Origin of the sequence: Dryocola boscaweniae, from assembly GCF_025215095.1 — a bacterium.
GTDB classification, from domain to species: domain Bacteria; phylum Pseudomonadota; class Gammaproteobacteria; order Enterobacterales; family Enterobacteriaceae; genus Dryocola; species Dryocola boscaweniae.
In genome coordinates, this window is sequence record NZ_JALHAP010000073.1 from 49,917 (window position 1) to 66,069 (window position 16,153).

Here is a 16,153-nt window from a genome sequence, read left to right on the forward strand (position 1 = left end):
CATGAATTTATCAGCGCGTTGGGGCGTGGCAGGATTAATGATGCTGGCGGCGAGCGCTCAGGCGGCCGAGCCGGTAAAGGTCGGCTCTAAAATCGATACGGAAGGCTCTTTACTGGGCAATATCATCTTGCAGGTGCTGGAAAGCCACGGCGTGAAAACCGTAAATAAAGTGCAACTGGGGACGACGCCGGTGGTGCGCGGCGCAATCACTTCGGGCGAACTGGATATTTATCCTGAATACACCGGCAACGGCGCATTTTTCTTTAAAGATGACAACGACCCGGTGTGGAAAAACGCACAAAAGGGTTATGACAAAGTGAAGCAGCTAGACGCTGAAAAAAATAAGCTTGTCTGGCTGACGCCTGCGCCTGCGAACAATACCTGGACCATTGCGGTGCGCAAAGATGTCGCGGAAAAAAACAAGCTCGCTTCCCTTGACGATCTCAGCGCATACCTGAAAAAAGGCGGTGAATTTAAGCTTGCCGCCTCCGCTGAATTTATCGAGCGCCCGGATGCGCTGCCTGCTTTTGAAAAGGCCTACGGCTTTAATCTCGATCAGAAACAACTGCTTTCGCTGGCGGGCGGCGACACGGCGGTGACCATCAAAGCTGCGGCTCAGCAAACCTCCGGCGTGAACGCGGCGATGGCTTACGGCACCGATGGCCCGGTGGCGGCGCTCGGCCTGCAAACGCTAAGCGATCCAAAAGGCGTGCAGCCGATTTATGCGCCTGCGCCAGTCGTGCGCGAGGCGGTGCTGAAAGCTTACCCGCAGCTTGATGAGTGGTTAAAACCCGTCTTTTCATCGCTTGATGAGAAAACCCTGCAGCAGCTAAACGCCAGCATTGCGGTAGAAGGGCTGGATGCTAAAAAAGTGGCGGCCGATTATCTGAAGCAGAAAGGCTTCGTTAAGTAAGGGCGGCCAATACAAGCGGTGGATGGCGCATAGGCTTATCCACCCTACGAATATGAGTTCCGTAGGTCGGGTAGGCGAAATGCCGCCCGACAAAACTAACAGGATGTGAGTTTGCCGAAGATCCATAACCGCGTACTGCTGCTACTGGTGCTTTTGCTGGTAGCGGCAGGCGGAGTTCTCCCTTTTATCAATCACGCCGCAAACCGGCTGGTATCGGGGGAACCCCTGGTGCTCAGCCAGTTGCCTGACCATGCGCTTTTACTGCTCGCTCTTCCAACGGTCATTCTGGCCGGGCTAACCTTTGCTCCCACCCGTCGAATTCCGCTGTTCCTGACTCTGCTTGTTGGTGAGGCGATGTTTATCGCAGCGCTGGTGATAATGGGCAAAACGGCAGCCTGGTTTGCGCAGGAAGGAAGCAGCGTTGCCCGTACATCCCCCGGCAGCGGTCTTTGGCTGGTGCTGGCGCTGTGCCTGCTAATGTGCGCCGACGCGATTAATCGTCTGACCCCGAAAGCGCTCTGGCGGCTGCTGCTTAATCTGCAAATCTGGATAGTGCCCGTTGTCCTGCTGCTGGGCGGTTTCTTTTCCGATCTTTCTCTGCTTAAAGAATACGCCAACCGGCAGGAGGTTTTTGACGACGCGCTAAGTCGCCACCTGGCGCTATTGTTGGGTACTCTGGTTCCGGCGCTGCTGATTGGCGTGCCGCTCGGCGTACTTTGTTATCAGCGCCCAGGCTTGCAATCATCCGTATTCTCCGTGCTTAACGTGATTCAGACCGTTCCTTCCGTGGCGCTTTTCGGCCTGCTGATAGCGCCGCTGGCGGGGCTTGCCAAAGTGTTCCCCTGGCTTGGCGCAATAGGCGTCAGCGGCATTGGGGTGACGCCCGCATTAATCGCGCTGGTGCTTTATGCGCTGCTGCCGCTGGTTCGCGGCGTTGTCGCAGGCTTGCAGCAGGTGCCGCGTAATATTATTGAAAGCGCGGAAGGAATGGGCATGTCGCGGCGGCAAATATTCTGGCGGGCGGAAGTGCCGCTGGCGATGCCGGTACTGTTGCGTAGCCTGCGTGTGGTTTGCGTGCAAACTATCGGAATGGCGGTTATCGCAGCGTTGATCGGCGCCGGAGGGTTTGGGGCGATTATCTTCCAGGGGCTGCTGAGCAGCGCGCTGGATTTAGTGCTGCTGGGAGTGATCCCGGTGATTGCGCTGGCCGTAATGCTGGACGCGCTTTTTAAACTGCTCATCTCGTTACTTGAGGCGAAACAGCCATGATCGAATTTGACCATGTCAGTAAATACTTCCAGGGGGAAGCGGCGGTCAAAGATCTGTCGCTGACTATCCGGGAAGGGGAGTTCACGGTGCTGATTGGCACTTCCGGCTCAGGAAAATCCACCACGCTGAAAATGATTAACCGGCTTGTGGAGCACGACGAAGGGCGAATTCGCTTCGCCGGCGAAGAGATCCGTAATTTTGATGCCAAAGCGCTGCGCCGCCGGATGGGATATGCGATTCAGTCCATCGGCCTGTTTCCCCACTGGAACGTGGCGCAGAACATTGCCACGGTGCCGCAGCTTCTGAAATGGCCAAAGGCGCGAATCGAGGCGCGCATTGACGAATTATTAGATTTGCTCGGCCTTGAAGCCGCGCAATTCCGCGAGCGCTATCCGCATCAGCTTTCCGGCGGACAACAGCAGCGAGTCGGCGTGGCACGCGCGCTGGCAGCCGACCCGGAAGTTCTGCTGATGGATGAGCCTTTTGGCGCGCTTGATCCGGTAACCCGAGCGGCGCTTCAGCAGGAAATTGTGCGCATCCACAATCTGCTAGGACGCACCATTGTGCTGGTCACGCATGACATTGAAGAAGCGTTAAGGCTTGCGGATCGCATCGTGCTGATGGACGGCGGGCAGATTATCCAGCAGGGAACGCCGCTGGAATTGCTGACGAATCCGGCCAATGACTTTGCCCGGGATTTCTTTGGCCGCAGCGAGCTTGGCGTGCGGCTGCTGTCGTTACGTCAGGTTGTTAACAGTTTACGCGTCGACGAGCATATCGAAGGCGAGCCTATCAAAGCCGATCTTAGCCTGCGTGAGGCGCTGTCGCTGTTTGTTGACCGACAGTGCCAGCAATTGCCGGTGGTGGATGAGAAAGGCGTGCCGTGTGGCGTGCTGCATTTCAGCGACCTGGTGCGGGGTGAACATGCGACTAATCGCTGATCCCCTGCTGTGGCTGCTGGCTTTGTTTATCGCGCTGCTTTTTTTGATGCCCCATACCAGCGCATTGTTTAGCTGGCTGTTTCCCGAGCTTGCAAGGCCGATGTATCAACAGGACAGTTTTAGCTCTCTGGCGCTCGCACACCTGACGCTGGTGGCGGTTTCAAGCCTGGTGGCGGTAGTGGTTGGCGTGGGGCTGGGTATCGCAGTAACGCGTCCCGCAGGGCTTGAATTTCGCTCGTTGGTGGAAACGATAACCGCCGCAGGACAAACATTTCCCCCCGTAGCCGTGCTGGCCATTGCCGTGCCAGTCATGGGATTCGGGCAGCAGCCGGCAATTATCGCGCTGGTGCTCTATGGCCTGTTGCCGATATTGCAGGGTACGCTGGCGGGTATTGGCGCGGTGCCTGAAGCGACGCGAGAAGTTGCTTTTGGCGCGGGAATGAGCCGCTGGCAGGTGCTGCGTAAAGTTGAGCTGCCGCTGGCGGCGCCGGTGATTCTGGCGGGAGTGCGGACTTCGGTGATCATTAATATCGGAACGGCGACCATCGCCTCGACGGTTGGGGCCAATACGCTCGGCTCGCCCATCATTATCGGTCTGAGCGGCTTTAACACCGCATATGTGATTCAGGGGGCCATCCTGGTGGCGCTGGCGGCGATAGTCACCGACCGCCTGTTTGAACGCCTGTTGCGTTACATTACGCGTTATGAAGGATAACGATGTAACCCATCAGTATTACGCCGCCAATGCCGCCGATGGCCATCACCAGCATGCCGCCGACGATGGCAAGTTTAGATAATTTCATTTTTCGCTCCCAATGTGACGGAGGCGATTATAAAGCGAAGCCGACTTGTTAATGAACCTTTAAATGCCTTAAGTAATGCGAGTGGGTTCACGTCCGTGGCTGGTGAGCGGGAAAACAGGCAGACCGGCGCAGCGCCACTGCTCCAGTTGATTGAGCTGATGGTCGGTCGGCGTTTCGCCGCACCACACCAGAATGGTCTGCTGCGGAAAAAGTTCGGGCCGCACGCTGCTTAGCGGGTGCGCGAGCACGTCAACGCGCCAGCCTTGTTGAACTGCCATCCAGGCCGCCATCCATAAATGCGTGGTATCCTGCGTGTTCCAGCCGATTAAAAGCGCGTCTTTGCCGCTGTGTTTACGTGCTGAGGCAAGGCACAGCGCGATGTAGTTAATCAGCGCGCCGTCAAGCAGGCTTAAGAGCGTATTGAGCGTAACCTGCTGGCATTGCAGGCGACGACGCAGCGGGGTGTAGAGCTGCATGACAAGCGTTTCTGCGGGATAATCGCGCCCCATATCGGCAATCCAGGCGCGTAATCGGTTAGGGTTGCCGCACTGAAGATGGCTTAACAGGGCTTCCTGCCTTTCGCGCCAGCCGGTATCCAGATCCTTTTCTTCTCCGCTAAGCAGCGCTTTGACTTTACTGACCTGTACGCCGTTTTCAATCCAGCGTTTTATCTCGCGAATGCGATCGATATCGGCGTCGTCGAACAGGCGATGCCCGCCGTCGGTGCGTTGTGGTTTGAGAAGTCCGTAGCGCCTTTGCCAGGCGCGCAACGTCACGGGATTGATATCGCAAAGCGCAGCCACTTCTCCGATGGAATAAAGCGCCATGATGTCCCCAAAGCCGGCCCGGGAAGTCCCCGTTTAACTGTAGCCATTGCGGCTGACTCTGGGAAGTTTTGCTGATTTTTTCTGCGAGTGGCGTTCAACTATTCAGGGCGAGATAAGCACAAGTCAGGGCGAGATAAGCACAAGCGCCTCCCGCCCAACGACGCCAGCGGCATTAATCCTCGAAATACCAGTAACCCTGGTTTACCAGCCCGGTCAGCACCTCGATGAAAGCGTCATCCTGCAATGCTGAACCCAGCTCTTTGCGGCTAACTGTCGTATAGCGGCAAAGTGCGTCTGCTGCTTCATGCCGGGACGTTATCAGCGGTTCGCTGTTTACAAAGAAGCTGTCGCCCACGTTCAAAACGCGCAGGCCGCTCAGGCGGGTCAGGCTATCGCCTTGCAGCAGCGCATCAAGGATTTCCGACGGTTCATAAGGCGGCTCGGCAGGCGCAATATCCAGCTCGTGTCGCACGGTAGTGGCAAAACGCCCGAACCACTGTTTGAAATCCTCCGGCTGGTTAATCATCGCCATCATCATGCTGCGCAGGCGGTCAAGCTCGTAGTCTTCCACTTTGCCGGGATGCTCGCGCAGCGTTAAGTCCGGATCGCTGTAATGCCCGCCGCCCAGATCGTTTTCCAGCGCGTAATCGGCAAAGCTGCTGATCAAATCGCGGCCATTCGGCCCGCGAAAACCAACGGAATAGTTAAGCGCGGTTTCATGGGTAAAGCCGTCGTGCGGGAAGCCTGGCGGGATGTAGAGAATGTCGCCCGGCGCCAGGTCTTCATCGATAATTGGCGTGAACGGGTCAACATGCAACAGCGCAGGATGCGGGCAGAACTGGCGCATCGGAAGCTTATCGCCTACGCGCCAGCGGCGGCGGCCCATTCCCTGAATAATAAACACATCATACTGATCGATATGTGGTCCAACGCCGCCGCCCGGCACGGAGAAGGAGATCATCAGATCGTCCAGACGCCAGTCCGGCAGCACGCGGAAAGGACGCACCAGGCCCGCTGACGGTTCATGCCAGTGGTTGACGGCCTGCGCCAGCAGCGACCAGCCCGTTTCACCCAGATTATCGAAATTCTCAAAAGGTCCGTTGCTGGCATGCCATTGCCCGTCTTCGCTATGGCTGACAAGGCGGCTGTCCACTTCAGGCTCCATCGCCAGGCCCGCCAGTTCATCTGGCGTAATAGGATCGACAAAATTCGGGAAAGCGTTTTTCAATACGACCGGCTGTTTTTGCCAATATTTTTCTAAAAATTCTTGCCAGTCTAAGGTGAGTTGATAAGCCATAGTTTCATACCAGTGGGAGGACAAACGGCTTTGATTATAGTGACGGACTGTGCGACGCCGCTTTGTCATTGGTCAAGGCCGGGTGGATGACTTAACAACAAAAAATAATGCCGTCCGGGGGCGAAAAGTGGGACAATAGTGGCTGTTTATACAGTAGAAGTGGTGTTCATGGCTTTGTCCTCGGCGCAAAAAGCGCAAATCGCCGCCTGGTATAAGGCGCTACAGCAGCAGATCCCGGACTTTATTCCGCGTCCTCCACAGCGGCAGATGATTGCCGAGGTGGCGAAAACGCTCGCGGGTGAAGAGGGCCGTCATCTGGCGATTGAGGCTCCGACGGGCGTGGGTAAAACGCTCTCATATCTTATTCCCGGCATCGCTATTGCGCGTGGGGAACAAAAAACGCTGGTGGTCAGCACCGCAAACGTAGCCTTGCAGGATCAGATATTCAGTAAAGACCTGCCGCTGCTGCGCAAAATCATCCCGGATCTAAAATTCACCGCCGCCTTCGGACGCGGGCGCTACGTTTGTCCGCGTAATCTGGCGGCGTTAGCCACCGATAACCAGGCGCAGGGGGATTTGCTCGCCTTCCTTGATGATGAACTGGCCCCCGCCAGCAAAGACGAACAGCAGCGCTGCGCAAAGCTGAAAACCGAGCTTGATGCCTATAAATGGGACGGCATACGCGACCATAATGCTCAGGCCATTGACGACAATCTCTGGCGGAGAATGAGCACGGATAAGGCCAGTTGCCTTGGCCGCAACTGTCACTGGTATCGCGAATGCCCGTTCTTCGTGGCGCGCCGTGAAATCGACGAAGCGGAAGTGGTGGTCGCCAACCACGCGCTGGTGATGGCGGCAATGGAAAGCGACGCCGTCCTGCCGGAGGCGAAAAACCTGCTGCTGGTGCTTGATGAAGGGCACCATCTTCCGGATGTCGCCCGCGACGCGCTGGAAATGAGCGCAGAAATTACCCCCGGCTACAGCCGCCTGCAGCTCGATTTATTCTGCAAGCTGGTGGAAACCTGCATGGCGCAGTTCCGTCCGAAAAGCCCGCCGCCGCTCACCTCGCCGGAGCGTCTCACAAATCATTGCGATGAAATACACGAACTGCTCAGCTCGTTTTGCGGCATCGTAAAATTGTGGATGCCGGGCGAGTTTGAGAGCGAGCACCGTTTTGAAATGGGCGTGCTGCCCGAAGAAATCATGGTTATCTGTCAGCGGCTGGCAAAACTGATGGAAGCTTTACGCAGCCTCGCCGAAGCGCTGCAGGGCGATCTCAGTGAAAAAACCGGTAGCCATGACGTGGTGCGCGTGCATCGGGCTCTGTTGCAAATGAACCGCGCGCTGGGCTATTTCGAAACCCAAAGTAAACTCTGGCGTCTTTCCGCCATGGATCAGGCGTCGGGCGCACCGGTATCCAAGTGGGTAACGCGGGAAAATCGGGAAGGGGTGCCGCATATCTTCTTCCATTGCGTGGGCATCCGGGTAAGCGATCAGCTCGAAAAATTAGTCTGGCGCAACGTGCCGCACGTGATTGTTACCTCGGCCACGCTGCGCTCGCTTAATAAATTCGACCGCCTGCAAGAGATGAGCGGGCTGCGTGAAAAAGCGGGCGATCGGTTTATTGCACTGGATTCGCCGTTTAACCATGTCGAGCAGGGCAAGCTGGTTATCCCCCAGCTCACGGTTGAACCCACAATGGAAAACGAACCGCAGCATATCGCTGAAATGGCCGCGTTTTTCCGAGCCGAACTCGCAAAAGGTGAGCACAAAGGCATGCTGGTGCTGTTTGCCAGCAACCGCGCGATGCAACTGTTTCTTACTCACGTTACCGATCTGCGTTTGACCCTGCTGGTGCAGGGCGATCAGCCGCGCTACAGGCTGGTGGAGTTGCATCGTAAGCGCGTGGAGCAGGGCGAAACCAGCGCGCTGGTCGGGCTGCAATCCTTTGCCGAAGGGCTAGATTTAAAAGGCGACCTGCTAAGCCAGGTGCATATTCATAAAATCGCTTTTCCGCCGGTAGACAGCCCGGTGGTGGTCACGGAAGGCGAATGGTTGAAAAGCCTCAGGCGCTATCCTTTTGAAGTACAGAGTTTACCTGCCGCCTCATTTAATCTTATCCAGCAGGTCGGACGTTTGATTCGTAGCCACGGCTGTTATGGTGAAGTGGTGATTTATGACCGCCGCCTGCTGACTAAAAATTATGGCCAGCGTCTGCTGGGTGCTTTGCCGGTGTTTCCTATTACCCAGCCGCCCGCACCTGCGGCTAAACTGATTGCAACAACGCCTAAAAAGAAAGAAACAGCGCGGCGAAAACGAGTGAGCAAAAACTACCAGGGGAGCTGAAAATGGATTATCGCAAGATTATAAAAGAGATAGGGCGCGGCAAGAACCACGCCAGAGATCTGGATTTTGACACCGCGCGCGGGTTGTACGCCCATATGCTTAACGGCGCGGTACCGGAGCTTGAACTTGGCGGAGTGCTTATCGCGCTGCGTATTAAAGGCGAAGGCGAGGCGGAAATGCTGGGCTTCTACGAAGCGATGAAGCAGCACCTTATTTCCCTTACGCCGCCGGTCAATAAACCGATGCCAATTGTCATCCCTTCTTATAACGGCGCGCGTAAGCAGGCGAACCTGACTCCGCTGCTGGCGATGCTCCTTAATCGTCTGGGTTATCCGGTAGTAGTGCATGGCGTAAGCCACGATCCGACGCGCGTGTTAACCGAAACCATCTTCACGCTGCTGGGAATTGAGCCAACGCTGCATGCAGGCCAGGCCCAGGCGAAGCTGGAAGCGCATCATCCGGTGTATATACCTATTAGCACGCTGTGCCCGCCGATGGAAAATCAGCTCGCGATGCGCTGGCGCATGGGCGTTCGTAACAGCGCGCATACGCTTGCGAAACTGGCTACCCCATTTGAAGAAAATGCCGCGCTGCGTCTTGCCAGCGTGTCGCATCCGGAATATGTCCCGAAGGTAGCGAAATTCTTTGCAGATATCGGCGGGCGCGGCCTGCTGATGCACGGTACGGAAGGCGAAGTGTACGCCAATCCGCAGCGCTGCCCGCAAATAAGCCTGATTGACAGCCACGGCACGCGGGTGGTAAGCGAGCGGCAGACGGAGATAAATGCAGAAGATATCGCGCTGCCTGCGGCGAAGGATCCGGAGATTACCGCGCGCTGGATTGAACGCTGCGTAGCGGGCGTGGAGCCGGTTCCACAATCGCTAAAAACGCAGATGGCCTGCTGCCTGGTAGCAACGGGTGAAGCGCAAACGCTGGAAGCAGGGCTTGCACGAGTCGACCAGACGTTTTGATGCTGAATGTCAGGCAAAAAAAAGCCTGCGGTAAGGGCCGCAGGCATCAAGGGTAACATCAAGGGTCAAACAAGGGTCGGAGCAGCGCTCCAGATGAGGGTTAAATTAAAGCATTACAACATTTCACAGGGTTAAAACTTTACATCTTTGCTCTACAACTTATTTGTAGATAACAGCGGTGCCGCTCATTTTGCCGTTAGTGTTAGCAGAGGTGATTGAGTACGCTTTTGCCCCAGCCTGATCCGCTTTCTGAGCCAGTTCTGCTTCCAGTCCATCCAGCGTTGTCGCGCCTTGCACAGAGACCACGCCCATTTTATTCAGGTTCTGAGCTTCAGCGGAGCTGACAGATTGCGCAGCAAACGCGCCAAAGGAAAGAGTTGAAAGAGCGATGGCGGCAACAGCATATTTGATGGTTTTCATAGTTAATCTCTCGCAGGTTATTCTGTTAAGGTGACGTTGTTCCGTCGATGTGATTATGGTCACACGTATAAGTAGAATAATAAATCGAAGAGAATTGACCACGTTGTTCAAAAAAATTGAACACGTTATAACCTGTTGAATTTGGTATAAATTAACCAGTAGTTGGGGTTTTGTGTGACGATGATCACATTAATGCCTCGTTTAAGGCATTTTTTGCTACTTTTTTGTAGCGCTGGTTGTGCCTGATAAGCAACCGCTTGCGGGGGGAAATTGTCTTCAGAAAGAAAGTGGAACGAAAAACGGTTTCCGATGAAGGAAACCGTTAGGGGATGAAGTTAAGCATCTTGCGTTACTGTTCCGGGTTATTTGTAAATGGTGGCGGTACCGTACATGTGGTTGTCGCCGCCGGCGGAGTTAATCACAAAACCTGTTGCACCTTGTTCTTTTGCTTTTTCAGCCAGCTTATTCTGCAGTTCGTCGAGAGTGCGCGCGTTACTTGCAGAAACGGTTCCCGCCGGACGGAGCTGGCCGGTTTGGTTATCCATCATTTCCTGAGCTGCCAGGGTAGCAAAAGGAAGTGCAGCAAGGGTGACAACCGCAGAAAAATATAGCAATTTTTTCATCATCACATCCTCATAAGCTTTTGGGGGGTTGATTGAAATTTCATCAACACTGAAAGTGTAGGTGGAAAGTGATAATAAAAGAGCGCAAAAAATTGATTGAGTTATGCTTATTTTTTGAACGACATAACTTGACAAAATCCTTACAAATCAGCCACGTAAAGGTGGCTGATTTTGCTTAATTTATCGGGCGTCCGGACGAATCATGTCGAAACGGTGAGATTCTTCGATGGTGTAATAAGCCGAGGGGCCGCCGGCCCGCAGCACGGGTTTTGCCAGCGCGGTCTGGTAAACGCCGTCTTTTAGCAGAGCTTCATCGATATGTACCGCGACCACTTCACCCAGCACCAGCCAGCTATCAATCGCCACGCCGTCGGCGGAAGTTAACTGAATACACTGCGACAGGCGGCATTCGAAGTTAACCGGGCTTTCAGCCACCAGGCTTGCTTTTACTTTACGGCCCGGCACGGCAGTTAAACCCGCGCGGGCAAACTCGTCTTCACCACGGGGCAGCGAGGCGGAGGTTTCATTCATTTGCGCGGCAAGTTCGCGGGTGGTGAGATTCCAGACGAACTCTTTTGTTTCGAGGATATTCTGCACGCTATCTTTCCAGCCGCTGCTGGCAAAACCGATGATCGGCGGACGATAGTTAAAGCAGTTAAAGAAGCTGTAGGGCGCAAGGTTGCGCTGCCCCTGCTGATTATAAGAGGCGATCCAGCCGATCGGACGAGGGCCAATAATGGCATTCAGCGGATCGTGCGGTAAACCATGACCGGCCGCAGGTTCGTAGTAATACCTTTTCGCAGACATACATCCCCTTTCAATGGTGAAATTGGCGCGGCGTATTTACCCCGCAGGTTTCACAGAGTATCTTACGCGCCCACACAAGGAGAAGCCGCGATGAAAACCCCTGCCACCAACAAACCGGGCCTGCACCCGCGTAACCGCCACCGTAACCGTTATGATTTTGCCGCCCTGCAGCAAAGTTGTCCGGCGCTTACGGCATTTGTTAAAACCGGTCCGCATGGTGACAGCACGGTAGATTTCGCCGATCCGCTGGCGGTTAAAGCGCTGAACCAGGCGCTGCTGGCGCACTTTTACGGCGTGAAGGCATGGGATATTCCGGACGGATTTCTTTGCCCGCCGGTGCCGGGTCGCGCGGATTACATTCATCATCTGGCGGATTTGCTGGCGGAAGGCAATGCGGGCAAGGTGCCGATGCAGATTTCTGTGCTTGATGTGGGCGTGGGCGCCAACTGCATTTACCCGCTAATCGGGCAGCATGAATACGGCTGGCGTTTTACCGGCTCCGAAATTGATGCTGATGCGCTGCGCAGCGCCACGATGATCGTTGATGCCAACCCAGGCTTAAGCCGCATGATTCGTCTGCGCCGCCAGAAAACGCGGGATGCTATTTTCCCGGGCATCATCCATAAAAATGAAACTTTCGACGCCACGTTGTGTAACCCGCCGTTCCACGATTCGGAAGCCGCCGCCCGCAGCGGCAGCGAACGCAAGCGCCGCAATCTTGGGCAGGATGAAAAGGGCGCGCTGAACTTTGGCGGGCATGAGCATGAGCTATGGTGCGAAGGCGGCGAAGTGGCTTTCGTCAGCCAGATGATTCACGAGAGCAAAGCCTTTGGTCGCCAGGTAATGTGGTTTACTTCTCTGGTTTCCCGTGGTGAAAACCTGCCGGCAATTTATCGTGTTCTGCAGGAAGCGGGCGTAGAAAAAGTTGTGAAGAAGGAGATGGCCCAGGGCCAGAAGCAGAGCCGCTTCATCGCCTGGTCCTTTATGAATGATGCACAGCGCGCTCGCTGGGCCGCTACGCGTTTTAAATGATCAGACCGTAGGGTTCGCCGGCGGCAGCGCTCCGGTTGCCGCCTCTGAGGCCTGAAGCGCCTGGGCGGCGTCCGGGCCTGGCTGCATCACCTGCACCGTTTGTACCGGCGGACGTATCCCCGCCGCGTCGAAGTGTTTTTTCACCATCCCGTCAAGCGCAAAACGTACCGTCCACTGCTTTAGCGGCTGGGTGGTAAAGGACACGCGTACCGTAAACGCCTGGTTTGTCAGACCGACGATTCCTGCAAATGAAGGCTCGCCAATCACCAGCATGCGGATATCCTGTCGTTCCATCAGTTCTGCCACGGCTTCTTTGAGAATGCGGTTGGCTTTCTCCACGTCCTCCTGCCTGTCCACATCGTAGTTCGCCACAAACGAACCAATGCCACGCACAAAGTTGGCGAAGGTCGTAATAGATGACCACGGAATGATGTGGTAGGCCCCGGTGTCCTGTCGCACGCCAACGGAACGAATCGACATGCGCTCCACGGTGCCGGTTATCGGCCCGATGGTCACCAGGTCGCCGGTGTTCATGCCGTTTTCAAACTGGATGAACACGCCGGTAATAATATCCTTCACCAGAGTCTGGGAACCGAAGCTTACGGCCAGTCCCAAAGCGCCTGCGCCTGCCAGCAGCGGTGCGATGTTCACGCCAATCTCTGAGAGCAGAATCATTATCGTGATGGTGCTTATCACCACGGCGAGAGCGTTACGGAAGAGCGTCAGCAGCGTGCGTGTGCGTGCGCTGGGCATCGGACGGCCGTGAATATCCGACGCCAGGCGGTTTTCAATCAGGCTTGCCAGCAGCGTCCAGCCTACGGCTGAGAAGAACAAAATCAGCACGATGCGGATAAGAATATCGACGGTTTTCTCGCCCGCGCCGTTGGTCAGCCAGGCCCACATATCGAACAGGCTCCAGGCGTTTAACAGCAGCATTACGGCAACGCAAACGGTGAGGATGCGCGCCATTTTCAGGGAGGCGGAAATCCAACTGTTCAGGCGTTTTTGGAGTTCCGGATAGCTACGCTGCACCTGCGGTGAAAGCGTAATCGTTTTTGCAATCCAGCGCGAAAGCATGCCGGAGATAAACGCGGCGATGCCAATAATCGCAAGGCTATGCACAGATGCGCCCATCATCCACTTCAGGCTGTTGCCCGGGTCGAATAAAGAAAAGAAAAACAGCACCACAAAATAAGCGCTGGCAAGCCAGTGCCAGATAAGCGCAAAGGCGCGGATAAACAGGCTGAAAAAGGCCATTGAACGGTCGGCCAGGCGAATCAGGCTTTGCTGAATATTACGTTTGTTGTGAAAAATCAGATACAGCGCCCAAAGCGTAATAATCAGCATAATTGCGACGTTGGTCAGCGCGCCCGTCTGTATATTCACCTGGTTGGAGATTATCGGCACGGCGACCAGGATGCCGTAACCAATCAGGCTGCTTAGCCCTGATAAACGAATGCTCCAGTATTTTGCGCTCTGGTCGCTGACCGGGAAGGGGCGCAGGTCCGGGAAGCGCGGGCAGAAAATCAGCCGCAGAACGGCCTTAAAGAATTCGATAAGCGCGAAGGCGTTAAGAAACAAACCCTGCTGGCGCGCAATGGTGCGGCTGCCCGCGTTCATCATGTCGCTGAAGATTTGCCCGACAAACAGCGTCAGGGCCAGCAGCAGTAAGTCGATGATAAACGCGGTGATGATCATCAATGGCAAATGAAACCAACTTGAGCGGTCGCGGTTTTTTTTGCGGCCCCATTTCCCCATACGCTGCCAGAGCGTCGTCATGCACAGGCGAATCAGCCAAAAGAAGGCGAACACGGAGGCGGCGAGCATCGTGAAGTGCGTAAGCGCTTTGAAAAAGGTTTGCTGATTAAAAGCTTTGTAAGGCGAACCCGTGATATTGCGGTGCAGTTGGGCGAAGCGTTCAGCCAGAACGCCGCCGTAATGGCGGCTTACATCCGTCACGTTTTCCAGCACCGTTTTTTCTTCGCTGAGTTCTTCCGGCGGTTTGATAGCCGGCACAGGTTCAGGAGGCGGGGTGGCGGCGACTTTACGTAGCTGATCGATTAATTCGGTTCTCGATTTGTCGTTATCCAGCACATCCGCAAGCGCCGAATAGGCTTTTTTCTTCTCTTCGAGATCGGGTTCGGCAGGCGAAGCATCGCCAGTTTGCGTGGAGGATGCGGCGACAGCGGCGGCAGGCACCGTTACCGCCTGGGTTTGAAAACTAAGCAGGCTGCACAGTAACAACAGAATCCACGGCACGGTGCTCCTCCAGGCTGAGAAAGTTCGACAAAGGAGTAAGTATAGTGCGTTGGGATCAAGGGGTTAAAAATGGGGATTAATCTGGAGCGGCGCAATGTCGGGTATCGCCCGAACGAGATTTTGTAGGGAAGATAAGCGCAGCGCCAACCGCGAATTGCGGCGCTGGCGCTACGCTTTCACCAGCATCAAGAAACGTGCTGCAGGAACTCCTGTAAACGCTGGCTTGGCGGGTTATCAATAAGCTCCTGCGGATTGCCGTCTTCGGCCACGCGGCCTTTGTCGATGAAAATCAGGCGCGAGGCGACTTTCGCGGCAAAGCCCACTTCGTGCGTCACGATAACCATCGTCATGCCTTCTTCGGCCAGATCCTGCATAACCTTCAGCACTTCGTGGCGCAGCTCCGGGTCTAGCGCGGAGGTTGGTTCATCAAACAGCATCATTTTCGGTTTAACCGCCAGCGCACGGGCAATCGCCACGCGCTGCTGCTGGCCGCCGGAAAGTTCGGAAGGATAGTGGTGCGCTCGTTCCGCAAGGCCTACTTTTGCCAGCAGCTCTTTCGCCAGTTTATCCGCCGCGTCCTTCTTCAGGCCACGCACGCGAATCGGGCCAAAGGCCACGTTTTCCAGCGCGGTGAGATGCGGAAAGAGATAAAACTGCTGGAACACCATGCCGGCTTCCTGACGAATCAGGCGCTCGTCGACCTTCGGGTCGTTGACCTTCAGACCATCGACTATCAAATCGCCGCTGGTAATGTCTTCGAGCTTGTTGATGCAACGCAGCAACGTCGATTTACCGGAGCCTGACGGCCCGATGATCACCACCACTTCACCCTGTTTAATGTTCAGGTCGATATTATGCAGCACCTGGGTCTGGCCGAAGTGCTTGGAAACGTTTTTAAATTCAATCACAGGATTTTCATCCTTCTTTCAAGGCGACGCAGCACAAAGCTCAGCACCAACGTAATAATCAGATAGAAGACCGCAACGGCGCTCCAGATCTCCAGCGCGCGGAAGTTGCCGGCGATAATTTCCTGGCCCTGACGGGTCAGCTCAGCCACGCCGATAACAATGAACAGCGAGGTGTCTTTGATACTGATGATCCACTGGTTACCCAGCGGCGGCAGCATACGACGAAGAGCCAGCGGCATGATTACGTGGCGAATGGTTTCACGTTTGGACAGGCCCAGCGCCAGACCGGCTTCGCGGAAGCCTTTATGGATTGACAACACCGCGCCGCGAGTGATTTCCGCAATGTAGGCGCCGGAGTTGATCATAATAGTGACGACAGCGGCGCTGAACGGGTCGATGCGCAGATCGGTAAAAGCCATTGGCAGCGCGAAGTAAATAAACATTACCTGCACCACGATTGGCGTGCCGCGAATCACTTCGATAAATACCAGGGCGATATGGTTGGCTATCCAGCCGCCGTAGGTACGGGCAAAACCCGCTGCCAGGCCAATCACCAGGCCGCCGCAAAGACCAAGGACCGAAATCCACAGGGTCATTTTAGCGCCTTCAATTAAGAGCGGAATTGCAGGCCAGATGGCGCTCCAGTCAAACTGCATGATGTGTTCCTGTTACTGTAAACCGTGGTTCAAAATGTGAGGAGCGAAAGCCGCCCCTCAGGTCTTACTGAAAAATGCTGA

At 55.3% G+C, this 16,153-nt stretch carries 16 protein-coding genes; 7 read left to right on the top strand and 9 right to left on the bottom strand.

Going from position 1 to position 16,153, the window contains the following annotated elements; translation table 11 throughout:
* Position 1 precedes the first annotated feature (1 nt).
* The 4 genes from osmF to MUA00_RS05660 all read left to right on the top strand — a co-directional run bounded on the left by osmF (position 2) and on the right by MUA00_RS05660 (position 3,838).
* Positions 2–913, top strand: a complete 912-nt coding sequence (gene osmF, locus MUA00_RS05645) for a glycine betaine ABC transporter substrate-binding protein OsmF (protein ID WP_271122147.1) — start codon at positions 2–4, stop codon at positions 911–913.
* Positions 914–1,024: 111 nt separating this feature from the next.
* Entirely contained in the window at positions 1,025–2,182 is a 1,158-nt protein-coding gene (locus MUA00_RS05650) for an ABC transporter permease (RefSeq protein WP_271122146.1), read from the top strand.
* Entirely contained in the window at positions 2,179–3,123 is a 945-nt protein-coding gene (locus MUA00_RS05655) for an ABC transporter ATP-binding protein (RefSeq protein ID WP_271122145.1), read from the top strand. The genes MUA00_RS05650 and MUA00_RS05655 overlap by 4 nt, the downstream gene beginning before the upstream one ends.
* A complete protein-coding gene (locus MUA00_RS05660; protein WP_271122144.1) occupies positions 3,107–3,838 on the top strand; it encodes an ABC transporter permease in 732 nt (243 codons plus the stop codon). Before MUA00_RS05655 ends, MUA00_RS05660 begins: the two co-directional genes overlap by 17 nt.
* Here MUA00_RS05660 and MUA00_RS05665 read toward each other — a convergent pair.
* The 3 genes from MUA00_RS05665 to MUA00_RS05675 all read right to left on the bottom strand — a co-directional run bounded on the left by MUA00_RS05665 (position 3,819) and on the right by MUA00_RS05675 (position 6,050).
* Positions 3,819–3,926: a hypothetical protein gene (locus MUA00_RS05665; RefSeq protein ID WP_271122143.1), complete on the bottom strand. Its 108-nt coding sequence runs from the start codon at positions 3,924–3,926 to the stop codon at positions 3,819–3,821. The two genes, MUA00_RS05660 and MUA00_RS05665, sit on opposite strands and share 20 nt — an antisense overlap.
* 68 nt (positions 3,927–3,994) lie before the next feature.
* Positions 3,995–4,753 carry a MerR family transcriptional regulator gene (locus MUA00_RS05670; RefSeq protein ID WP_271122142.1) on the bottom strand — a complete coding sequence of 253 codons (759 nt, stop codon included), beginning with the start codon at positions 4,751–4,753 and terminating at the stop codon, positions 3,995–3,997.
* A 172-nt stretch (positions 4,754–4,925) separates the two neighbouring features.
* On the bottom strand, positions 4,926–6,050 hold the full coding sequence (locus MUA00_RS05675) for a ribosomal protein uL16 3-hydroxylase (protein WP_271122141.1): 1,125 nt from the start codon (positions 6,048–6,050) through the stop codon (positions 4,926–4,928).
* A 168-nt stretch (positions 6,051–6,218) separates the two neighbouring features.
* On the opposite strand from MUA00_RS05675, the gene dinG reads away from it, so the two are divergent.
* Positions 6,219–8,396 carry an ATP-dependent DNA helicase DinG gene (dinG, locus tag MUA00_RS05680; RefSeq protein ID WP_271122212.1) on the top strand — a complete coding sequence of 726 codons (2,178 nt, stop codon included), beginning with the start codon at positions 6,219–6,221 and terminating at the stop codon, positions 8,394–8,396.
* A gap of 2 nt (positions 8,397–8,398) precedes the next feature.
* Positions 8,399–9,367 (top strand): DNA-binding protein YbiB, encoded by a 969-nt coding sequence (gene ybiB / locus MUA00_RS05685; RefSeq protein WP_271122140.1) that lies wholly within the window; start codon positions 8,399–8,401, stop codon positions 9,365–9,367.
* A gap of 159 nt (positions 9,368–9,526) precedes the next feature.
* Here ybiB and ybiJ read toward each other — a convergent pair whose 3' ends face one another.
* From ybiJ to MUA00_RS05700, 3 genes are all read right to left on the bottom strand, one after another.
* Positions 9,527–9,787, bottom strand: a complete 261-nt coding sequence (ybiJ, locus tag MUA00_RS05690; protein WP_271122139.1) for a DUF1471 family protein YbiJ — start codon at positions 9,785–9,787, stop codon at positions 9,527–9,529.
* A gap of 362 nt (positions 9,788–10,149) precedes the next feature.
* Positions 10,150–10,410, bottom strand: coding sequence for a DUF1471 family periplasmic protein McbA (mcbA, locus tag MUA00_RS05695; RefSeq protein WP_271122211.1), 261 nt, complete (start codon positions 10,408–10,410; stop codon positions 10,150–10,152).
* Positions 10,411–10,590: 180 nt separating this feature from the next.
* Complete coding sequence (locus MUA00_RS05700; protein WP_271122138.1) at positions 10,591–11,217, bottom strand: flavin reductase family protein; 627 nt, start codon at positions 11,215–11,217, stop codon at positions 10,591–10,593.
* Between the two features lie 90 nt (positions 11,218–11,307).
* On the opposite strand from MUA00_RS05700, the gene rlmF reads away from it, so the two are divergent.
* Positions 11,308–12,249, top strand: coding sequence for a 23S rRNA (adenine(1618)-N(6))-methyltransferase RlmF (gene rlmF / locus MUA00_RS05705; protein ID WP_271122137.1), 942 nt, complete (start codon positions 11,308–11,310; stop codon positions 12,247–12,249).
* Here rlmF and ybiO read toward each other — a convergent pair whose 3' ends face one another.
* The 3 genes from ybiO to glnP form a co-directional block, all read right to left on the bottom strand.
* On the bottom strand, positions 12,250–14,508 hold the full coding sequence (gene ybiO / locus MUA00_RS05710) for a mechanosensitive channel protein (RefSeq protein ID WP_271122136.1): 2,259 nt from the start codon (positions 14,506–14,508) through the stop codon (positions 12,250–12,252). It lies immediately after the preceding gene.
* A 185-nt stretch (positions 14,509–14,693) separates the two neighbouring features.
* Positions 14,694–15,416: a glutamine ABC transporter ATP-binding protein GlnQ gene (glnQ, locus tag MUA00_RS05715; protein ID WP_271122135.1), complete on the bottom strand. Its 723-nt coding sequence runs from the start codon at positions 15,414–15,416 to the stop codon at positions 14,694–14,696.
* Positions 15,413–16,072: a glutamine ABC transporter permease GlnP gene (gene glnP / locus MUA00_RS05720; protein ID WP_121267216.1), complete on the bottom strand. Its 660-nt coding sequence runs from the start codon at positions 16,070–16,072 to the stop codon at positions 15,413–15,415. Before glnP ends, glnQ begins: the two co-directional genes overlap by 4 nt.
* Positions 16,073–16,153: the final 81 nt, after the last annotated feature.

What these genes read in the sequence shown, in the direction of transcription:
- osmF (WP_271122147.1), top strand. Translation starts at nt 2, where the DNA reads ATGAATTTATCAGCGCGTTGGGGCGTGGCAGGATTAATGATGCTGGCG.
- MUA00_RS05655 (WP_271122145.1), top strand. Translation starts at nt 2,179, where the DNA reads ATGATCGAATTTGACCATGTCAGTAAATACTTCCAGGGGGAAGCGGCG.
- MUA00_RS05660 (WP_271122144.1), top strand. Translation starts at nt 3,107, where the DNA reads ATGCGACTAATCGCTGATCCCCTGCTGTGGCTGCTGGCTTTGTTTATC.
- MUA00_RS05665 (WP_271122143.1), bottom strand. Translation starts at nt 3,926, where the DNA reads ATGAAATTATCTAAACTTGCCATCGTCGGCGGCATGCTGGTGATGGCC.
- MUA00_RS05670 (WP_271122142.1), bottom strand. Translation starts at nt 4,753, where the DNA reads ATGGCGCTTTATTCCATCGGAGAAGTGGCTGCGCTTTGCGATATCAAT.
- MUA00_RS05675 (WP_271122141.1), bottom strand. Translation starts at nt 6,050, where the DNA reads ATGGCTTATCAACTCACCTTAGACTGGCAAGAATTTTTAGAAAAATAT.
- dinG (WP_271122212.1), top strand. Translation starts at nt 6,219, where the DNA reads ATGGCTTTGTCCTCGGCGCAAAAAGCGCAAATCGCCGCCTGGTATAAG.
- ybiB (WP_271122140.1), top strand. Translation starts at nt 8,399, where the DNA reads ATGGATTATCGCAAGATTATAAAAGAGATAGGGCGCGGCAAGAACCAC.
- ybiJ (WP_271122139.1), bottom strand. Translation starts at nt 9,787, where the DNA reads ATGAAAACCATCAAATATGCTGTTGCCGCCATCGCTCTTTCAACTCTT.
- mcbA (WP_271122211.1), bottom strand. Translation starts at nt 10,410, where the DNA reads ATGAAAAAATTGCTATATTTTTCTGCGGTTGTCACCCTTGCTGCACTT.
- MUA00_RS05700 (WP_271122138.1), bottom strand. Translation starts at nt 11,217, where the DNA reads ATGTCTGCGAAAAGGTATTACTACGAACCTGCGGCCGGTCATGGTTTA.
- rlmF (WP_271122137.1), top strand. Translation starts at nt 11,308, where the DNA reads ATGAAAACCCCTGCCACCAACAAACCGGGCCTGCACCCGCGTAACCGC.
- glnP (WP_121267216.1), bottom strand. Translation starts at nt 16,072, where the DNA reads ATGCAGTTTGACTGGAGCGCCATCTGGCCTGCAATTCCGCTCTTAATT.